Genomic DNA, 20,564 nt, shown 5'->3' with positions numbered 1-20,564 from the left:
TATGCTGACACTAAAGCGGAAGTTAGCTAAAAATTATGTGAATGCTAGAGGGTGGAGTTCCAAGAGAAAGCTTGTTGTTATAGAGAGTGATGACTGGGGGAGTATCCGGATGCCCTCTCGAAAGGTATATGAGTGCTTGTTAAAGGAAGGATTGGAAGTTGATAATTCATATTTTGACAAATATGATTCTTTGGAAAGTGCAGAAGATTTTACGGCATTATTTGATGTATTATCTTCCGTGAAAGATCGTAATGGGCATTCGGCTGTAATCACTCCCTGTACTGTTGTGGCAAATCCGGATTTTGATAAAATAGAGGCATCAGATAGACAAGTTTATCACTATGAATTGATAAGTGACACTTATAAGCGTTATTCTTATCAAGATAATATGATGTCTTTATGGAGAGAAGGAATAGAAAATCGAATTTTTTATCCACAATTTCATGGTCGAGAACATATAAACGTGAGAAGATGGATGAAGGCAATTAATGTTTCAATAGAGAAAGAACAAATGGCTTTCGAGAAAAGAGCTGTGATAAGTTCTGAAATGAAAAATTCGATGAAAGTTTATCCTTTAAATTATTTTGCCGCTTTTGATTATGATAGTGAAGAGCATCAAAGAGAGTTGAATGTTATTGTGCAAGATGGATTACAACAGTTTGAAAAGTTGTTTGGTTTTCAGTCCGTTTCATTTGTTCCTTGTTGTGGAATTTGCGGAAATGAATTGAGTGAAGAACTTGCGAAACAAGGAGTAGATTTTTTGCAGTGTGGTCAGCAATTTTTACCACAAGGTGGTGGTCGTTTGAAACTTCAAAATCATTTTTGGGGGTATCGTAATCCTTGGGGACAACTTTATTGGCGTCGTAATTGTACATTTGAGCCTTCCCGGAATCAAAGTTTTGATTGGGTGGATCTGTGTTTGACTGAGATAAAAATTGCTTTTCGTTGGGGAAAACCTGCTGCAATAAATTCTCATCGGGTGAATTTTATAGGTGGTATATTTCCGGAAAACAGAGATAAAAGTTTGAAAAAGTTAAAATATTTGTTGCAAGAAATATTGAAACATTGGCCGGATGTTGAGTTCGTAAATAGCGAGCAATTAGGATATATAATTTCTGGGAGTAGATAATTGTAATTTGATATTTATTTATAAAAGATTGGATGATATGCAGCGAGATTCGAATATTGTTTGTTTTTGTTCGATGAAATTAAAGAAGATTTATCGTTTTTTTAAATATCATTTATGGTCGGATGAGTTTTATGTAAAAAGAAATTTTTATAAATCGCATGGATATAAGTTAGATTTGAATAATCCGCAAACATTGTGTGAGAAAATTCAATGGCTAAAATTGCATGATAGACGTGATTTTAATACGTTGTGTGCAGACAAATATTTAGCCCCTCGATATATTGGGGAAAAATTCGGTCAAGATTGTATTGTCCCCATACTTTTTTCAACAGATAATTGTAAGGATATTTGTTTTGAAAATATGCCGGATATTCCCTTTATAATCAAATCCAATCATGCTTCGGGGCAGTATTATATAGTGAAAGATAAACGTGATGTGAAGGATTGGAGAAAGATACAATTAATGTGCCGTAAATGGTTAGATGTTAATTATTATTGGTTTGATAAAGAATGGCAATATAAGAATATACAGCGTAGAATTATTGTAGAAAAACTATTACTTACTTCTAAAGGCGAAATTCCAAACGATTATAAATTACATTGTATCAATGGTAAAGTTCAATTTATCTATGTTGCGGCACAACGTCAGAAGCTAGGGTGTAAGCATCGACTTATGTATAGTCCTAAGTGGGAGCCATTGATGTTTGCTTGGGATGGTAAAAATGTAAATGTGGCAGAATTACGAGGGGAAGAAATAGAGTTCCCTCAATCTCTTTCTAGGATGATCGAGATTGCGGAAGGAGTTGCTCAAAATTTTAGATATGTACGTGTAGATTTTTATGATGTGGATGGGAAGCCTTATTTTGGAGAGATAACGTTGCATGATGGAGGAGGAAATGATGTTATCGAACCCGAAGAATGGGATTTGAAGTGGGGTAAAATGTTGAAATTGTAAGGAAATGTCAGTAAAACAACAAATAATACATTATCTGATTCAATTATTGGGGTGGAGGACTAGACGAAAAATTGTTATCATTGAAAGTGATGATTGGGGTAGCATCCGTATGCCATCTAAAGAAATATATAAAAAACTTTTAGATGATGGTTTTCATGTTGATCGTTGTCCTTTTTCGATGTATGATTCTTTGGAAAGGAGTGAAGATTTATCCGCATTATTTGACGTGTTACTTTCTGTACGGGATAAAAATGGAAAGCCTGCCGTTGTGACGGCTAATAGTGTTGTGGCTAATCCTGATTTTGAGCGCATAAAAAATAGTGGTTTTACGGAATATTATTACGAGGAAGTGACGAATACATTCAAAAAATATAAAGGGTGTGAGAATAGTTTTGGGATGTTAAAACAGGGAATAAACTCAAAGGTATGGCATCCTCAATTTCATGGAAGAGAGCATTTGAATGTTATTCGCTGGATGAAAGCTTTGCAACAAAAAGATGATGTGACGATGTTGTCTTTTAATCAGCAACATTTCGGATTATCTGATAAAGTAACACCGAAACTAAAAGTACGGTATATGGATGCTTTGGGGAATGTTGGAAAAGACTCATTGAAAGAAGAAGGGAGAAGCATAGAAGAAGGAACTCGATTGTTCGAGAAGTTATATGGATATAAATCAAAATCTTTTATAGCTCCTTGTTATACTTGGCGTAAAGAGATAGAATCCATATTGGCATATAACGGCTTGAAATATTTACAAGGTCTTGCTTTTCAGCAAATTCCGGTACAAGAGGAGCCATTGAAATTTAAGAGTTGTTATCACTATGTGGGGGAGAAAAATAGATTCGGACAATATTATATAGTTCGTAATGCTTTTTTTGAACCATATAAAGGAGGTTCGGTAGATTATGTCGGGGAGTGTTTAAACCGAATAAATATTGCATTTCAGTGTCATAAGCCAGCTATAATAAGTAGTCATCGGGTTAATTTCATTGGGACATTGGATGAAAGACATCGGGATAAAAATCTTGGTTTATTGAAGGAGTTGTTAAAGAAGATTATTCAAAAATGGCCTGATGTTGAATTCTTGACAAGTGATCAATTAGGTGATTTGATTGCATCAAAATTGTAATGGAAAAGCAAAAAACTATTTGTATCGTGGCCCCATCTTTGCAAAGCGGAGGAATTGAGCGTGCATTATCTATTTTATCGTCTCATTTTGTGAAGAAAGGACATAAAGTGATTTATATCGCTTGTCGGAAAGGACAACATTTTTATGAATTGGACCCGGAAGTGATATTTGAAGAACCAAATTTTTTACATACAACTTCATTTGTTCGTAAATTATTTAGTTATTGGAATACGATAGCTTTTGTTCGTAAACAATTGAAAAAGTATTGTCCTGATACAATTTTATCATTCGGAGATATTATTAATCCTGTAGCTTTATTGGCAAATTGGGGATTGAATAATCCCATTTATATTTCGGATCGAATTAGTCCTAAACAACGATTAAGTCTGTTTAAAAGACTATTTAAACGTTTGACTTATCCTAGAGCAACGGGTGTTATAGCTCAAACATGTCAAGCAGCAGAATACAAGAAGAAGGTTTTTGGTGATCATCTGAATATGGTGATTATACCTAATTCGTTACGTGATATAGGGGTGTATGCTGTGGAGAAGAAAAATTGGGTTATAGGTGTTGGACGACTTTCTTTTGAAAAGGGATTTGATCGTTTGTTACAAGCGTTTGCAAAAATTGAAGGACATAAAGAATGGAGTTTGGTGTTGGTGGGAGATGGACCGGAAAGAGAACGTTTGAAAATTTTAGCTGCAGATTTATCAATAGCAGATCGAGTTGTTTTTTTAGGGTTGAGGAAAGATGTTGATCGGTTATTGGCAGAGAGTAAAATTTTTGTTATTCCTTCCCGTTGCGAGGGTTTCCCTAATGCTCTTTGTGAAGCAATGGCTTCGCCATTGTCGTGTATATCTTTTGACAGTATTGCCGCCTCTGATATAATAGAAAATAGAGTTAGTGGTGTGGTGCTTCCGGATGGGGATATAGAGGCTCTTGCTCGGGAGATTGTTATTTTGATGGAAGATGAGGAATTGAGAAATAAATATGCTCAAAATGCTTATGTTATTAGAGAGCATTTGAACAAGGATAAGGTTGGGGATATGTTTTTAAAATTTATATTGGAAAGTAAATTGTAATGAATCGTTGGTATAAATTCTATTTTGCCTTACCGGATGATCATGCTTTGGGAATTATCGGCAAAGCGATTAATCGAATGGTAGCAAGATTAGTGAAAAAAAGACTGGAAAAAAGTTTTCCTATTCATTGTGTTAAGCATCCGGTTGATTTTGGGATAAATAAGGATGAAGTAAGAGATAGAAAATTGGTATGTTCATTGACGTCCTTTCCTGCTCGGATAGATGAGATTTGGAAAAGTATAGAAACTATTTTTCGACAGAGTTATAAAGCGGATGAGGTGATACTTTGGTTAGCTACTCCTCAATTTCCCGACCACAAATTACCGGAATCTATACATGAATTGCAAAAAAGAGGATTGACGATTCGTTGGTGTGATGAAGATTTGCGTTCTCATAAGAAATATTTTTATGTACTTCAAGAGAACTTGGATGCAGATGTTGTTCTATTGGATGATGACCTTTATTATCCGGATCGTTTACTTGAAAATCTAGTGAAAATGGCCAAAAAGAATCCGGAGTGTATTTGTGCAACACGAGTACATAAAATGACATATACTTGCGGGAAGCTTAATTCTTATAAACGATGGTATCATAATTTCAATAAATGGAGAGGAAATTCAAGTGATTTGTTCTTTACTTCCGGGGCTGGAACGTTAATTCCGGTGGGGATAATGCCACAAGATACATTTAATAAAGAAGTATTTAAAGATATCTGTTTTTTTGCTGATGATGTGTGGTTAAATTTTCAAGCTCGTAAAAAGGAAATAAAAGTGATAACCAACAATTTTTATAATAAAGATGAAATCAGTGTAGGAAAGACGCAGCGAGTGAAACTCGTTCAGCAAAATGTATTGGTAGGAGGGAATGATAAGCAAATAGATGCAGTAAAGAATTATTTAAAATTTGAATAATGAAAGAATTTTTGGTATCATGTGGTATTGTTGTTTTCAGTTTTTTCCAAGTTCAACATTTCTACTTGTCGGGAGAGTATCGAAAAAATGAGAGTTGGTGTTGCAAACATTGGTGGGCATCCTGCTGAATTGATAAAATCAAGAATAGAGAAATGAAAAGGAAGTCATTAAAAATAAAAATGCTTAATTCTTCAATTTATCCTATTATTACTAAGATGTATAGGTTATTAGGATTAAAAAGGAAGATAAGAGGCGCAAGAAATGTTCTTGAAATAAATTCTGGAGTTCTATTTCGTAAGAGTTTAATTCTTGTAAAAGGAGATAATAATAAAATCAGAATTGGTCACAGATGTCGTTTTCGTAATTTAGTAGTTGAAATATACGGGAATGATAATGAGCTTTTTTTAGATGAAAGGGTATTGTTTTATGAAAAAGGATACATTTCAATAAAGGGGAATAATTGTAAATGTCGGTTAGGATGTCAAACAACTGTAGGAAGTGCTTCTTTATTTTTAGAGGAAAGTGATACTGAGATTACAATTGGTAAAGATTGTATGTTAGGAAGAAGAGTGTCATTATCAACAACAGATTTTCATTCAATCATTGATATTAATAATGGGAATAGAATAAACAGGGCTGCTAGTGTCGCTATTGGGGATCATGTTTGGATAGGAACGGGCGTTGATATCGAAAAGGATGTAAATATTGCAAATGATTGTGTCGTGGGAGCTCATGCGGTTGTTACAAAAAAGTTTTTGGATGAACATATCGTTATTGCTGGGGTACCGGCTAAAATAGTTAAGACGGGAATTAGTTGGTCTAGAGAAAAGTTAGAATAGTTTGACGAAAATACGTTTAAATTTATAAGATATGAATATAGCAATTGTAGGCACAGGCTATGTAGGATTAGTTTCAGGCACTTGCTTTGCGGAAATGGGGATTAATGTTACTTGTGTTGATATCAATGAAAAGAAAATCAATTCGTTGTTAAATGGTCAGATCCCTATTTATGAGCCCGGGTTAGAAGAGATGGTACTTCGTAATTGTCGGGAAGGGCGTCTTAAATTTGCAACAAATTTGAAGGCTTGTTTGAGTGATGTTGATATTGTATTTAGTGCGGTGGGTACTCCGCCGGATGAAGACGGAAGTGCTGATTTACAATATGTTTTGGCTGTTGCTCAAGAGTTCGGGCAAAATATAAATAAATATACGATTTTAGTAACAAAATCGACGGTTCCTGTTGGTACCGCGAAGAAAGTTAAAGCTACAATTCAGGAAGAGTTGTGTAAACGTGGAGTGGATATTCCATTTGATGTGGCAAGTAATCCGGAATTTCTGAAAGAAGGAGCTGCGATAAAAGATTTTATGTCTCCTGATCGTGTTGTGGTTGGGGTTGAAAGTGAAAAGGCAAAGGAATTGATGACAAAGTTGTATCGTCCTTTCCTGTTGAATAATTTTAGGGTCATATTTACAGATATACCTTCAGCCGAAATGATCAAGTATGCGGCAAACTCCATGTTGGCAACTCGTATCAGTTTTATGAATGACATTGCAAATTTGTGTGAGTTGGTTGGTGCAGATGTGAATATGGTGCGTAAAGGAATAGGGGCGGATGGCCGTATTGGTAGTAAATTTTTATATTCCGGCTGCGGTTATGGTGGCTCTTGTTTCCCCAAAGATGTGAAAGCTTTGATAAAGACGGCAGAAAAAGAAGGCTATGATATGCGTGTTCTGAAAGCTGTGGAAGAAGTAAATGAACAACAAAAGCGTATTTTATTTGAAAAATTGAAATGTTATTATAATGGGGATTTGCAAGGTAAAACAATAGCTTTATGGGGATTGGCTTTTAAACCAGAAACTGACGATATGCGTGAAGCCACGGCGTTGATCATGATTGATTTATTGACCAAAGCAGGATGTAAAGTAAAAGTGTTTGATCCGGTTGCAATGAAGGAGTGTCAACGTCGTGTAGGAGATTTGGTAGAATATGCCAATGATATGTATGATGCCGTGCTTAATGCGGATGCTTTGGTGTTGCTCACTGAGTGGAAACAGTTCCGTCTCCCGAGTTGGGGAGTTATAAGAAAATCGATGAATCAAGCCGTTGTTTTTGATGGAAGAAATATTTATGATATCGGTGAAATAACGGAATTAGGTTTTAAATATTTTGCAATAGGTAGATAATGAGTAATAAGAAACTTATCGTGGGAATAACTATTCCCGGAAGTGTCGGATTGCTTAAGGGACAACTTAAATATTTCAAGGAGCAGGGATACGATACATATCTATTGACTCAACATGATGAAAGATCTTTGAATTATTGCCGTCGTGAAGAGTGTAAATGTTTGAATGTTAGTATTATGCGAAACATTTCCTTGAAAGACGATATTAAAACGTTATTAGCTCTTATCAAAATTTTTAAAAAGGAAAAACCAGATATTGTTAATGTTGGGACGCCTAAAATGGGAATGTTGGGAATGATGGCGGCATGGTGGTGTCGGGTTCCTAATAGAATATATACTTGTAGAGGGTTTCGTTATGAACATGAAAGAGGTTCGTTGAAATATATTCTTAAATTTTGCGAATGGCTAGCGGGATTTTGTGCTCAAAAAATTATTTGTATCAGCCCGTCTGTGAAAACTCTAGGAGTGAAAGATGGTGTCTTTAAGGAGAAAAAATGTGTGGTTATCCATAAAGGTAGTAGTAATGGGATTGATCCAAATTATTTTAACAGGAAAAATGTAGAATCAAGAGATACAGAAATACTTCGTAAAAAATTAGGTTTGGAGGGACGGTTTGTTTATGGTTTTTTGGGACGTATTGTTGATCGAAAAGGAATTCGAGAACTCTATGAGGCTTTTGGCAAAGTTTATGAACAAGATAAAAATTGTAGATTGTTGATTGTCGGGCCTTGGGAATTTTCTCAAATTACGGATAAAACTCTTTATGACAAAATGTTGGCACATGAGGGGATAATAATACCAGGCAGAACGGACGATGTTCCTTTACATCTTACGGCAATGGATGTGTTTGTTCTTCCTGCTTGGTGGGAAGGTTTTGGTAATGTGGTTGTACAAGCTGCTGATATGGGACTTCCTGTTATTGGCTCTAAGGGTACTGGTGTTTGTGATGCTGTATGTGACGGTTTTAACGGTGTTAATGTTGAACCTAAAAATAGTTTGGCTCTTTATGATGCAATGATTAAAATGAAAGATGATAGGGAATTGCGGGAAAGATTTGCAGCTAATGGACCAATATGGGGACAAAATTTTAAAAGCGAGATTATTTGGGCGGGAATGAATGAGTTGTATAAAACTTGATCCGAATGTATAAATTTTTTTTTAAAAGAGTGATTGATTTCACAATTGTGTTGATCGTGTTGATTTGTATTTGGTGGTTCTTAGCTATTCTTACTATCTGGCTTCACTTTGCTAATAAAGGTGCGGGGGCATTTTTCACTCAGGAGCGTCCAGGAAAAGACGGGAAAATCTTTAAAGTGATTAAATTTAAATCAATGACAGATGAGAAGGATGAACAAGGATGTTTATTACCGGATGCAAAACGTTTAACACGGGTCGGGAGGTTTATCAGATCCTCCTCGTTGGATGAATTACCCCAGTTGCTTAACGTGTTAAAAGGAGATATGGCTCTGATTGGGCCGAGGCCATTATTGGTTCAATATTTACCCTTGTATAGTAAAGAACAAGCCCGTAGGCATGAAATAAGACCCGGAATTACCGGATGGGCTCAGGTACACGGGAGAAATACGATAAGTTGGACTGAAAAATTTGAATTAGATGTTTGGTACGTGGACCATTGCACGTTGTGGACTGACATCAAAGTTGTTTTTATCACCCTAAAAAAAGTGATTTGCAGAGTAGATATTAATAATATATCGGGACAATCGGCAACGATGCCCACGTTTACAGGAAATAATTAATGAATGCAGATGAAAGATATTATAATACTTGGAGCTAATGGCTTTGGAAGAGAGGTGTTACAGTGGATCAAGGATATTAATAAAGTTGAAGAAACGTGGCATATAAAGGGTTTTCTTGACGATAATTTAAATGCACTGGATGGATATGCTTGTGACAAAAAGATTTTAGGAACAATTAGTGATTGGGAGCCTTCCGAAAATGAAGAATTTGTATTCGCTATAGCTTCTCCAAAAGTGAAAGAGAGAATCGCCACAGAATTAAAAGCCAAGGGAGCCCGATTTGCAAGAGTGGTGCACCCGACCTCGTTAATAGGGGAATTTTGTGAAATAGGAGAAGGACTTGTGGTAACACCTCGTGCAAAGATTTCACCTAATGTGAGAATGGGTGATTTTGTAACCGTTCTTGGTTGTGGGGTAGGTCATGATGCGGAGATAGGTGATTTTTCTACGCTTTGTGGAAATTGTGCGGTGAATGGTCATGTGAGGTTAGGTAAACGAGTATTCGTGAGCACAAGTGCTGTAATAGCACCTTCCAAAAAGGTTGGTGATGATGCATATATTTGTATGGGGAGTATGGTAATGACGAATGTTAAGGCTGGATACAAAGTGTTGGGGAATCCTGCTAAAAAAGTTGATCTATAAAATTTCGATGTATGGCGTTTTTCCAATTTAAAAATATTAAAGTGGCGGGGATTGCTTGTGCTGTGCCTGTCAATGAAGTAAAAACCGAATCATATAAAACTCTTTTTGGTGATGAGGAAGTAGAAAAGTTCATGGAAATGACCGGAGTTAGAGCGTCCCATAGAACCACGGAATACCAAACTTGTAGTGATCTTGGTTTTAGAGCAGCCCGTGAACTGCTCGCAAAAAAAGGCGTGAATCCAGAAGAGATTGGGGCTTTGATTTTTTCTTCCCATAGTCCAGATTATCGTAGACCTTCCACGGCTTTTGTGCTTCAACATAGATTAGGTGTACCGAAAGAGGCTGTTTGTTATGATATTAGTTTAGGATGTTCCTCGTTAGTAGTAGGTATGCAGACCGTGGCTTCTATTATGAGTACGGGGAATATCAAAAAAGCACTTCTTTTCGTGGGTGATACTGCTGGCAAGTCCGTGTATTCTAAAGATAGAAGTTCTGCTATGCTTTTTGGGGAGGCCGGAGCTGTGATGCTTTTAGAGAAAACAGAAAATGAATGTGATGAAATTAAAGCATTGGTAAGGAGTGATGGTTCCGGTTTTAAATATATGATTGTTCCGGGAGGAGGTTATAGAAATCTTCATGCGAATGAGGGGGTCATAATGTGTGAAGATGGAAATGAGAGAACTTTGATGAATTCCTTTATTCAAGGAACATCAGTTTTTACATTCACAATTTTTGATGTACCGCGGCTTATTAAGGATTTTTTGGTGCAAACAGGAACTGTTCCTGCCGATTATGATTGTTTTGCTTTTCACCAAGCTAATCTTTATATATTGAAGCAGATTGCCAAGAAGACCAAAATAGATTTTGATAAAATGCCAATAACGCTTGATCGTTACGGGAATACTTCCGGTGCATCTGCTATTATATCACTTTGTGACCGATATGGACATTGCGAGGAACATAAAGTTTTGAAAGTGATGACTTGCGGTTTCGGTATCGGTATTTCACTTGGAGCAACGTCTTTCGAGATTAACACGGATGATATTTTACCAATTTATGAAGATGATGAAATTTACGAGGAAGGTTTAATAATTAATCCTAATCAACTTTACGAGAAAAAGTAATGATAACCAATATTTTGACATATTTAGAAGAGGCTACAACTCATTGGCCGGATAAAACGGCAATTGCGGATGACAAGAATTTACTGACTTTTACACAATGGTTGGATTATTCTGAAAGGATTGGTTCTGCTATTGCTGAGGTGACGGGAGGGGTAATTCATAAACCCGTTTTAGTGTTTGTAGATAGAAGGATAGAGGGATTGGTCGGTTTTACCGGAGTTGTCGAAAGTGGTAACTTTTACGTGCCGATTGATTGTAGAATGCCGGAACAAAGGGTGAAGCTTATTCATGATGTACTTGATCCGATTGCGGCAATAACGGTGACCGAATCTGATTCCAAGATTCTGGATATGATAAATTTTAAAGGAGTTTGTTTGCATTATGAAGAGGTTATTTCTCATGAAGTAAACCATGAGAAATTGTATGAAATCCGTTCTGAAATGATTGACCTTGATCCGGTTTATGCTATTTTTACCAGTGGATCAACAGGTATACCGAAAGGGGTATTGGTTAGTCACCGAGGAATGATAGATTTGTCGGAATGGTTAGTCGAGACATTCGGTTTTGACGAGACTGATTCTCTTGGAAATCAAACTCCGTTTTATTTTGATGGTTCCGTGAAAGATATTTGTATTTGCTTGAAAGCAGGTGTAACACTAAATATTATTGGCAAAAAGTATTTTACGTTTCCGAAACTTTTGATCCAATTCTTGAATGACAGGAAAATAACTTCTATTCTTTGGGCGACATCAGCAATAATCTTGGTAGGTAACAGTAATATTCTTGATGATAATGAGCCTCGATATATCAAAAGAGTAACTTTTGCGGGGGAAGCCATGCCTGCCAAACAATTGAATGTTTGGATAAAGAAATTATCGGGAGCAAAGTTTTATAATTTATATGGTCCAACGGAAGTGACTGTGGATTGTACTTATTATGAGGTGAAGCGGGAATTTCGAGATGACGAGTATATTCCTATAGGCAACAGTTGTAGAAATAAGGCTGTCTTAGTTTTAAATGAGTCTAATCAACTCGTGAAGGAAGGAGAATCGGGGGAACTTTGCGTGAGGGGAACCGGATTGGCTCTCGGATATTACAATAACAAGGAGAAAACTCGAGAAGTGTTTGTTCAAAATCCCCTTCATGATTTGTATGATGATAAGATTTACCGGACAGGAGATATTGTCAAATATAATGAAATGGGAGAAATTGAATTTATATCCCGGAAAGATTTTCAAATAAAACACATGGGTAACCGTATCGAAATGGGAGAAATAGAGGTTACAATAAATTCTATTCCAAAGGTCACTAATGCGGCTTGTATTTACGATCAGGCTGGGGAGAAGATAGTGCTTTATTATACAACATCAGACGGGAAAGAAGTAGATATCATCAATTATTTAAAGGTAAAACTTCCCAAGTATATGTTTCCGAATATTATCTATCATTTAAAAACGATGCCTTATAACATGAATGGCAAGATTGATAAAATCGAACTTAAAAAGATGTATGGATCCAAATAAAATAATTTCTCTCAAGCATTATGACGAGATTGTGAAAAAATACAACTTTCGGAGTAGTTATTCCAATAATTATATGCTACGGGAAGAGGTCCGTGATCTTATTAGTAATGGCAGTTTAAATGTGTTTAGCACAGGATATAATTTGTTTTTTATTATTCAGAAACCGAAATGTTTTCGTTTGTATTACTATTTGAATGACCTGAGTGAATTGATGTTTTTTGATAAAGAAAATTTAGTAACGGAAATTCTTTATAGAGGAGACGATTTTTATCCTGAGGTTGAGGTCGATTTTTTTTTGAAGTGTGGTTTTTCTAAGAATTTGATCCGTGATCAGTATTCTGGAGTCTATAAAAATTTAACTATAGCGAGGGATTATGATAGTATATCTGTAAAGATTGCAACCACAATGGAAGAGATTAAATACGCTTGTGAGTTGTTTAATAATAGTTTTGATCCTTTCAGTGGTGATTTTATCTTAGAATCTAAGTATGAAACATTACAAGATAACGGGGATATTGTTGTGGCAACACTAGATAATCAACTCATTGGAGCACTTCACCAAACGCTCAAGAATAATGTGGCTTGGATTTCTCATGTGGCGGTTGATGAATATGCTCGAGGGCGGCATGTGGGACAGGCGTTAGTAGATTTTTATGTTACTAGAAATATGAGCTCAGAAAAAAGTCGGTACATGTTTTGGGTGCAGCGACAAAATATGCCAGCTATAAATATGTATCAGAAAAAAGGTTTTAAATATATCAATAAGTCAACGATATCACTATTGAAAATTAATAAATAGAGTATGGAAAAATTATTAGAACTTTTAAAAGGAATTCGTCCTGATATAGATTTTGAAAATGAAATTGCTCTTGTAGAGGACGGTTTGCTTGATTCTTTTGATGTTGTATCAATTATTTCAGAAATTGATGACGTTTTTGGAGTTCAGATTCGTATTAGCGAGCTTGATCCTGAGAATTTTAATTCTATTCAAACAATTTGGGATTTGATACAAAGACTCCAAAAATAGAATGATTAACCCGATGGATTTAACGGGGAAACAAATTCTAGTAATAGGAGGTGTTTCCGATATAGATAAGGCAATTATTCGCCAGATTTCTAACTTAGGAGCGAATGTGATATGTTATGATGAGCATGATACATCAAAGATCGAGACTGATATAAAGGAGATCGTGAAGAACAATAGAATTTTCGATGGGATGGTATTCTGTTTTGTTCATAGTGATTTTCGACCACTTCTATTCGTGAAACCAAATTACGTAAACGAGATTTTGAATGATAATTTTAATGTGTTTATTGAGGTAATGCGTTCGATCAATAAAGCCAAAGGATTGAAAGAAGGGGCAAGCGTGGTAGCTATGTCTTCGATAAGTAGTATCCGAGCGATGAAGGCTAAAATGGTATTTTGTGCTGCAAAAGCGGCTCTTGATGCAGCCATCAGATGTTTGGCTGTCGAGTTAGCTGATAAAAGAGTTCGGGTGAATTCTGTACAAAAGGGTGGTGTTGATGTTGATTTTGAGAAGGAACATATTCAAAATATTAATATTTTAAATGAAGAATTTACCAGCCAAAAACAGGTTTTGGGAATATCGAAAGCCGAGGAGATCGCAAATGTCGTTACTTTTCTTTTAAGTGATGCAACTAGAACGATAACGGGGACTTCAATAGTAATAGATGGAGGCTATACATTATGAATATAATAGATTTTACGGGTAAGACCTTTATCGTTTCTGGAATAGGAGGTATTGGTGCAGAAACGACAAAACTACTTGATAGCTGGGGTGCTAAAATTATCCTCATGGATATTGATGAGAAAAATATAACGAGAACTAAAGAATTATTATCTGGAGACAAGCATGCCGGTTACGTTTGTGATTTTTCTAACGTAGAAGGGATTGAGCCTATCGTGAGGGAAATTATAATGGAACACGGTCCAGTGGATGGATTTGTGCATTGCGTAGGTGTAGGTACCGTACGCCCCTTAAAGATGTCGAAATATGATTTCATGCTTTGGGTGATGAATATCAACTATTTCTCGTTTGTGGAAGTCGTTAGATGTTTGTCAATCAAGGGAAATTTTAACCCTGCGGGGATGAATGTTGTTGGGATTTCAGCACTTGGAGCTTTTTTAGGAAATTCGACCAAGACGGCTTATTGTGCATCGAAAGGGGCGATGAATGCTGCTGTGAGATGTCTGGCAAAGGAATTGGCCCCTAAAAATATTAGGGTAAACACGGTTGCCCCCGGGGTGACTAATACCTTAATGGCAGCTAATTTCGAGCAAATGGGCATAGAATCGGAGGAAACCAAAGCAATAAAATCAAGACAATATCTAGGGGCTTGCGAGCCTAGTGATATTGCAAATTCAATTGCGTTTTTGTTAAGTGATCTGTCAAGAATGATTACAGGATCATGTATAAACGTGGATGGAGGAAAATTAACGTCTTAATTAAAATAGAAGAATATGACAAATCAAGAAAAAATGAGAATGCTCGAAGAAATTTTCGAGTTAGATGAAAATTATTTAACAGAAGATTCTGTGCTTAAGGATATTGTTGAGTATGATTCGATGGCGAAATTGTCTCTTATTGTTCTTTGCGATGACGAGTTTGACAAAAAATTGACGGGAGAACAAATTCGGGAGTTTGAAACGGTAAGAGATATCTTGAATTTCTTGAATTAACTTTCTCTAATGGAAAGAAGTTTATAGAAGTTAAACTTTAAATTATTATTGAGAATGGGGAAACTTGAAGTATATAGGTTGGAAAATGATGTATTTATGTCTAACACGTATGTACTTTTAGAGACAAAAAGTCAATGGGTTTGGTTGGTAGATGTTGGGGATATTTGTAAAGTAAAAAAGTTATTGACTTCTAAAAACGACGTGAAGGGATGTTTTATAACCCATTCTCATTTTGATCATATTTATGGATTAAACGAGTTGGTAAATGAATTTCCTGATTGTGTAATTTATGTTTCGGAATATGGAAAAGAAGGACTTTTTTCTGCTAAATTAAATTTTTCATTTTATCACGAAAATCCGTTCGTTTTTGGAGGGGGAAATGTGAAAATTCTTGAAGATGGATATGATGTAAAGCTTCAAGAAAATCTTTTTATGAATGTTGTTTCAACACCAGGTCATGATAAAGGATGCTTGTGTTATAAAGTTGGAGATTACTTCTTTACGGGAGATTCTTATATACCAGGAATAAAGACTGTAACAAAATTGCGGGGAGGTAATAAGGAGGATAATGAAAAAAGTTTGATGAAACTAAAAGCTTTGTTCTTGCCAGATACTTTGATTTGTCCGGGACACGGGTTGATAGTACATGCGAAAGATATATTGGATAGCTGAGATATTAAATAGCAATAAAATACGATGTTTATGAGGCCTAAAATTTGGCTTTCTCTCGCCCACATGGGAGGAAGGGAGCAGGAGTTTATACAGGAAGCGTTTGATACGAATTGGGTTGTTCCGCTGGGACCGAACGTGAATGCTTTTGAAAAATCCTTGAAGGATTTTTTAATTGAAAATGGAAAGTTGAAAGTTGAAGACGAGGGGAAGCAGGTGGTGGCTTTAAGTGCCGGAACGGCGGCATTGCATTTGGGGTTGTTACTTTTAGGTGTCAAGGAGGGGGATGAAGTAATTTGCCAGAGTTTCACGTTCTCGGCATCGGCGAACCCGATCGCTTATCAAGGGGCAACTCCGGTGTTCGTGGATAGTGAAGTGGATACTTGGAACATGGATCCGGTGTTGCTGGAGGAAGCGATAAAGGATAGACAGCTAAAGACTGGACGATTACCGAAAGCGATTATTCCGGTACACTTGTACGGGATGCCGGGGAAGTTGGACGAGATTTTAGAGATCGCCGGTCGTTATAACATTCCCGTGCTGGAGGATTCGGCGGAGGCGTTGGGTTCCGAGTACAAGGGGAGGAAGTGTGGGACGTTTGGGGAATACGCGGCGTTGTCGTTTAACGGGAACAAGATTATCACGACCTCCGGTGGCGGGGCGTTAGTTTGTCCGAACGAGGAACGGGCCAAGCGGGCGTTGTTTTACGCCACGCAGGCGAGGGAGCAGGCCCCGCATTACCAGCACGAGAAGATCGGTTATAATTACCGGATGAGTAATATTTGCGCTGGAATCGGGCGAGGACAGATGTTCGTGCTGGATGAACACGTTGCCCGGAGACGGGAGATTCACGATTTGTACGTGAAGTTATTGGCCGGAGTGAAGGGAGTGAATGTGATGTGCCAGCCGACGGGGGGAGATTTTAACTCGAATTACTGGTTGACGTGTATTACGGTGGACCCGGAAGATGCTGGTTTCACGAGGGAGGACGTGAGGTTGGCTTTGGATGCGGATAATATCGAGAGCCGCCCATTGTGGAAGCCTATGCATTTGCAGCCGGTGTTCAAGGATGCGCCTTTTTACGGGAACGGGACAAGTGAGAGGTTGTTCAAGATTGGGTTGTGTTTGCCCTCGGGACCAATGTTGACGGATGAAGATATAAAACGAGTGATTGGGGTGATTCTTGATTTATGATTTTAGATTAAGTGGCTGAAAATATAACAATGAAGTTCAATCGTTATTTTTATCAACTTCAGGAAGATTTTAGAAGGAAAAAACGGATGGTGTTGTTCGTGGGAGCGGGAATAAATGCTACGAAAGGGAAACATTTGCTCTGGGAAGATTTGTTGCGTTACTTGTTTGACAAGGCAATACGTTACTTGTCTATAGAACGCAGTCTTGATAACGAGGTACTTGACAAGCTGAAGGGTGCTATGAATTTTTCCATGACAGGTAAAGGAAATCTTCAGGAACAGTTTGAACTTCATGAGTTTATTAACCGGGAGTTCCCGCTTATTGTTCAGGCATCTATAGTAAAAAAAGTGCTGGGAAACAGTTACACGTCCGCAATACAGGATTTCTTTTACGGGCAGTGCAACAAGGATTTGTTGGCGAGGGTATTCCGGGATAATTACAGTTTTTCTCGGGAAAAGAATGACGGGGATAATGAATACCCGTTTCACACGTTGTACCAGTTGGCACGAGTGATCTTGCTGTGCCCGTCGATTGAGGGCGTGGTGACATATAATTACGATAATTTCCTGACCGAGGCGATAAAGATACTGTACGAAGAACGGGAGGATTATTTTTCGGGAGCGGAACTGGATTGGCTGAATCGTCGCGAGAATTTTCGCGTGCACGATATTTCCGGCTCACTGTATGACCGGGAGCTCGGGTCTAACGACTTGTTCGTGTATCACGTTCACGGTTTTGTCCCGTCACCGTCGCAAGTGATCCCTTCCGCGGGTAACGAGATCGTGTTGTCGATGGAGGAGTTTTACGAGAATTCCCGGGAAGTGTATTCCTGGCAAACCGCTACCCAGTTGCATTTTTTCAGTCATTACACCTGTTTGCTGGCGGGAATGTCGTTGTCGGACATGACAGTACAACGGATGCTTCATTATGCCAGCCGTTGCGGTAACGAGGATAAGATTTATTATTTGCACGCGGGAAATGCGCGGGGAGATGATTCCCACGCGAGGACGTACGAGACGTTAAAGAATATCAAGGATACCTTTCATCTCGAGAACGGGGTGGTGCCGTTGTTTCACAAGGACGGGTACGTGGAGTTGTACCGTTGGCTCGGTGAAACGGTTTCCGATTTAGTCAAGAATGGATTTAAATAAGGGCGTTTTATGGATAAAAAAGAGATAGTACAGAAGTTGTCCACGGGAATCAAGGGGTTGAACGAGCTTTTTTACGGGGGTATACACCTGCAACCGTTTCACGATAACAGACAAGCGAGGGAGGAGGGGCGGTCGTCGCGTGCTAATGACGGGATCATTATCATGATCCGGGGTCCCCGGGGAATTAACAAAATACAACTGGCGATGCAAATGATGCACGGGTTGACACGAGATCTTTATTCTATCGGGGATTGCACGGATGCCTCCCCCTTGTTTTACTCGTTGAACAAGGACACGGCTCGATTGGAGAATATGCTTCTTGATTTATTGATCTCCAAGCAAGTGAACACGATTATAAGGGAGAATGCAAGCGGGAGAGGGAGCCAGTGGCATAACGATTTGTTGGGGAAGAGTTTGTTCGATTTACAAACTCTCTCTTTGCGAGAGTACGGCAACGATGTAAATGGACTAAGCCTTCCTGCCGATTACAAGGAGTGTATAGACCGGTACTTGTGCGATCGGACGATCTACTATAATACTCGCACGAACGCTTTGCATTTCAAACGTTTGGATAAAGGGGATGCTAATGACAACATGTTGTTCTATCGTTTTAGCGATCGGTTGGCGGATTATTGCCGGGATAACAAGGGGGCTTTGGGGGCTTTACCGAAGGAGATGAGGGATGATTTTTTTAATGTCGATTTTAATCATCACGAGTCCTCGGATGGAGGAGACTGGGATTATTATTATTCCCGCACGGTGTTGCAGATATTTGACCTGATCGTGGACGATATCGCCCGCGAACGGGCGAATAAATCTCGGCCGTGCCTAGTCGTGGACGGTTTCGCTGAATTATCATCGGAGGATCTGGCGAGGTTGCCGTTATCCCACCTGGAAAGATCTTTGCGGGAAACGGCACGGGTATCGATTTTAGTTTTTGACGAGAGGGGAAAGAACGTGAAATGTAACGCGGATATCATTATCGATATGCGGCGAAAGGAGGAGCCGGAGAACGCTTACACGTATCACGAGTTGCAAATTTCGAAGTGCGTGTTCCAGTCAGTTTCCTACGGTTGGCACCAGTACAAATTGCGAGATGCCGGTTTGGAAGTGTTCCCAAGTATACATCGTTTACTGCAACGCCGCCATTACCTGGCGCATATTTTGTTGAACACGCACGAGAGTATCCTGCACGATTCGTACTCGGAGTACATGCGTGCCGAGAAAATCACTTCCTCGAAACCGGATTATTCTTATAAGACCTATCAGGAGAAACAACGGGTAAAAGAGGATGAGTTCCTGAAAGAGATGTATCATCGGCAAGTGGAAAATAGGAAGCATACCGAAGAAATTGGGATGGATATATTGAAGAGGATAATCCTGGGACAAAAGGGGAAGGCAGGTGAAAAAAACAATCAACTTGCCCGAAAGGAGATTACCGCTTTGGTGGGAAACCCGAACAGTTTCAAGCGTTTTATCGTTAATGCCGGTATTTTTAATGCGTCCTGTCAAAAGAAGCACTCGTTGGTTATTCTTTTCGACAAGGAGGAGGCGGACATGAGACGTCAGATTATTTGTCCCGGTTTCAGGGACAAGGAGAATGTTGTGCCTTGTTTCGAAGATGAGAGCAAGTACGAGAATAGAGGGTGTGCAATTTGTAATCTATCCTGCAAGTTGAGAAAGTGTCGTTCGTGTTACGATTATATTCATTTTTTCGGGGTTCGGACGGGATGTATTTCGGCAGATGAGCTTTTTGCCGTGATCAAGGAGCAAGTGGAATTGCCGTTCTCGGATGGACAAAAAATTTCTCGCGTGATTGTTGATGATTTGCAGAAGATCGATTACAGTTTTCCTTTCTTGAGGAAGGAGAGTCTTTTCCTCACGGCATTTGTGTCATTGTGCCGGGAATATAATTTGGAAACGATGTTGCTTTGTGATAAGAATGCTTCGTTGACAGATCCCTTGTGTTCGTTAGCGGATAACGTGGTTTGCCTTAAGCGAGAGTGGGATGATTATGACAGTTTGACCTTGTACGTGGAACGAGATTCGGAACACGTGATTCCTAGTGGGGTGTATCGGTATGAGATCCAGAAAATTTCAAACTCGTTTTCTTGTGGCGAGGATGGGGTGAAATTAGACGAAAATGCGGGGAAGATTTCATGTGAACAGATCGGCTCGATGCGGGATTACTGGAGGAAAAAATTGAAGGTTTTCACGGAGGAAGATAAAAATGAAGGAGCAGCAGATAGAAGTAAAGGACGTGAAGAAGATAACAGCGATAAATAACTTGTAATTAGTAAGGGAATAATATATCGTATTACCTGCCAAGGGTATGGCGAAAGCATAAATCACTTTCGTCGTACCCTTTTTTGTTTTTTAGAGTTTCGACAAGGTGTTTGTAGATATGAAAA

21 protein-coding genes are annotated in these 20,564 nt (G+C 38.3%); all 21 read left to right on the top strand.

The window, feature by feature from the left end; genetic code table 11:
* Position 1 precedes the first annotated feature (1 nt).
* The 21 genes from CS948_RS15020 to CS948_RS14920 all read left to right on the top strand — a co-directional run bounded on the left by CS948_RS15020 (position 2) and on the right by CS948_RS14920 (position 20,439).
* The gene (locus CS948_RS15020; protein ID WP_099292516.1) at positions 2–1,129 is read left to right on the top strand and encodes a hypothetical protein; all 1,128 of its coding nucleotides are present in this window, start codon (positions 2–4) and stop codon (positions 1,127–1,129) included.
* Between the two features lie 37 nt (positions 1,130–1,166).
* Positions 1,167–2,084, top strand: coding sequence for an ATP-grasp fold amidoligase family protein (locus CS948_RS15015; RefSeq protein WP_099292515.1), 918 nt, complete (start codon positions 1,167–1,169; stop codon positions 2,082–2,084).
* Between the two features lie 4 nt (positions 2,085–2,088).
* The gene (locus tag CS948_RS15010; protein ID WP_099292514.1) at positions 2,089–3,216 is read left to right on the top strand and encodes a hypothetical protein; all 1,128 of its coding nucleotides are present in this window, start codon (positions 2,089–2,091) and stop codon (positions 3,214–3,216) included.
* Entirely contained in the window at positions 3,216–4,298 is a 1,083-nt protein-coding gene (locus CS948_RS15005; RefSeq protein ID WP_099292513.1) for a glycosyltransferase, read from the top strand. Before CS948_RS15010 ends, CS948_RS15005 begins: the two co-directional genes overlap by 1 nt.
* A complete protein-coding gene (locus CS948_RS15000; RefSeq protein ID WP_099292512.1) occupies positions 4,298–5,209 on the top strand; it encodes a hypothetical protein in 912 nt (303 codons plus the stop codon). The genes CS948_RS15005 and CS948_RS15000 overlap by 1 nt, the downstream gene beginning before the upstream one ends.
* Positions 5,210–5,361: 152 nt before the next feature.
* Positions 5,362–6,048: an acyltransferase gene (locus tag CS948_RS14995; protein ID WP_099292511.1), complete on the top strand. Its 687-nt coding sequence runs from the start codon at positions 5,362–5,364 to the stop codon at positions 6,046–6,048.
* 31 nt (positions 6,049–6,079) lie between these two features.
* Positions 6,080–7,393, top strand: coding sequence for a UDP-glucose/GDP-mannose dehydrogenase family protein (locus tag CS948_RS14990; protein ID WP_099292510.1), 1,314 nt, complete (start codon positions 6,080–6,082; stop codon positions 7,391–7,393).
* On the top strand, positions 7,393–8,529 hold the full coding sequence (locus CS948_RS14985) for a glycosyltransferase family 4 protein (RefSeq protein WP_099292509.1): 1,137 nt from the start codon (positions 7,393–7,395) through the stop codon (positions 8,527–8,529). The genes CS948_RS14990 and CS948_RS14985 overlap by 1 nt, the downstream gene beginning before the upstream one ends.
* Before the next feature lie 5 nt (positions 8,530–8,534).
* On the top strand, positions 8,535–9,149 hold the full coding sequence (locus CS948_RS14980) for a sugar transferase (RefSeq protein ID WP_099292508.1): 615 nt from the start codon (positions 8,535–8,537) through the stop codon (positions 9,147–9,149).
* A gap of 9 nt (positions 9,150–9,158) precedes the next feature.
* The gene (locus tag CS948_RS14975) at positions 9,159–9,791 is read left to right on the top strand and encodes an acetyltransferase (protein ID WP_099294553.1); all 633 of its coding nucleotides are present in this window, start codon (positions 9,159–9,161) and stop codon (positions 9,789–9,791) included.
* 11 nt (positions 9,792–9,802) lie between these two features.
* Positions 9,803–10,915, top strand: coding sequence for a 3-oxoacyl-ACP synthase III family protein (locus CS948_RS14970; protein WP_099292507.1), 1,113 nt, complete (start codon positions 9,803–9,805; stop codon positions 10,913–10,915).
* A 14-nt stretch (positions 10,916–10,929) separates the two neighbouring features.
* Positions 10,930–12,438 carry an amino acid adenylation domain-containing protein gene (locus CS948_RS14965; RefSeq protein WP_176555072.1) on the top strand — a complete coding sequence of 503 codons (1,509 nt, stop codon included), beginning with the start codon at positions 10,930–10,932 and terminating at the stop codon, positions 12,436–12,438.
* Complete coding sequence (locus tag CS948_RS14960) at positions 12,425–13,237, top strand: GNAT family N-acetyltransferase (protein ID WP_176555071.1); 813 nt, start codon at positions 12,425–12,427, stop codon at positions 13,235–13,237. Before CS948_RS14965 ends, CS948_RS14960 begins: the two co-directional genes overlap by 14 nt.
* 3 nt (positions 13,238–13,240) lie before the next feature.
* Positions 13,241–13,465 carry a phosphopantetheine-binding protein gene (locus CS948_RS14955; RefSeq protein ID WP_099292504.1) on the top strand — a complete coding sequence of 75 codons (225 nt, stop codon included), beginning with the start codon at positions 13,241–13,243 and terminating at the stop codon, positions 13,463–13,465.
* Positions 13,466–13,478: 13 nt separating this feature from the next.
* Positions 13,479–14,150 (top strand): SDR family oxidoreductase, encoded by a 672-nt coding sequence (locus CS948_RS14950; protein ID WP_176555070.1) that lies wholly within the window; start codon positions 13,479–13,481, stop codon positions 14,148–14,150.
* Positions 14,147–14,905, top strand: a complete 759-nt coding sequence (locus tag CS948_RS14945; RefSeq protein ID WP_099292502.1) for an SDR family NAD(P)-dependent oxidoreductase — start codon at positions 14,147–14,149, stop codon at positions 14,903–14,905. Before CS948_RS14950 ends, CS948_RS14945 begins: the two co-directional genes overlap by 4 nt.
* A gap of 15 nt (positions 14,906–14,920) precedes the next feature.
* Positions 14,921–15,139 (top strand): acyl carrier protein, encoded by a 219-nt coding sequence (locus tag CS948_RS14940; protein WP_099292501.1) that lies wholly within the window; start codon positions 14,921–14,923, stop codon positions 15,137–15,139.
* A gap of 54 nt (positions 15,140–15,193) precedes the next feature.
* Positions 15,194–15,811 carry an MBL fold metallo-hydrolase gene (locus tag CS948_RS14935; protein WP_099292500.1) on the top strand — a complete coding sequence of 206 codons (618 nt, stop codon included), beginning with the start codon at positions 15,194–15,196 and terminating at the stop codon, positions 15,809–15,811.
* Between the two features lie 30 nt (positions 15,812–15,841).
* A complete protein-coding gene (locus CS948_RS14930; protein ID WP_099292499.1) occupies positions 15,842–17,002 on the top strand; it encodes a DegT/DnrJ/EryC1/StrS aminotransferase family protein in 1,161 nt (386 codons plus the stop codon).
* A gap of 29 nt (positions 17,003–17,031) precedes the next feature.
* Positions 17,032–18,153, top strand: coding sequence for an SIR2 family protein (locus CS948_RS14925; protein WP_099292498.1), 1,122 nt, complete (start codon positions 17,032–17,034; stop codon positions 18,151–18,153).
* Positions 18,154–18,162: 9 nt separating this feature from the next.
* Positions 18,163–20,439 (top strand): hypothetical protein, encoded by a 2,277-nt coding sequence (locus CS948_RS14920; RefSeq protein ID WP_099292497.1) that lies wholly within the window; start codon positions 18,163–18,165, stop codon positions 20,437–20,439.
* The last annotated feature ends 125 nt before the right edge of the window (positions 20,440–20,564 follow it).

This window comes from Butyricimonas sp. Marseille-P3923, from assembly GCF_900184685.1.
GTDB lineage: Bacteria > Bacteroidota > Bacteroidia > Bacteroidales > Marinifilaceae > Butyricimonas > Butyricimonas muris.
The sequence above is the reverse complement of the archived record's forward strand: the minus strand, read 5'-3'. Positions and strand labels throughout refer to the sequence as shown.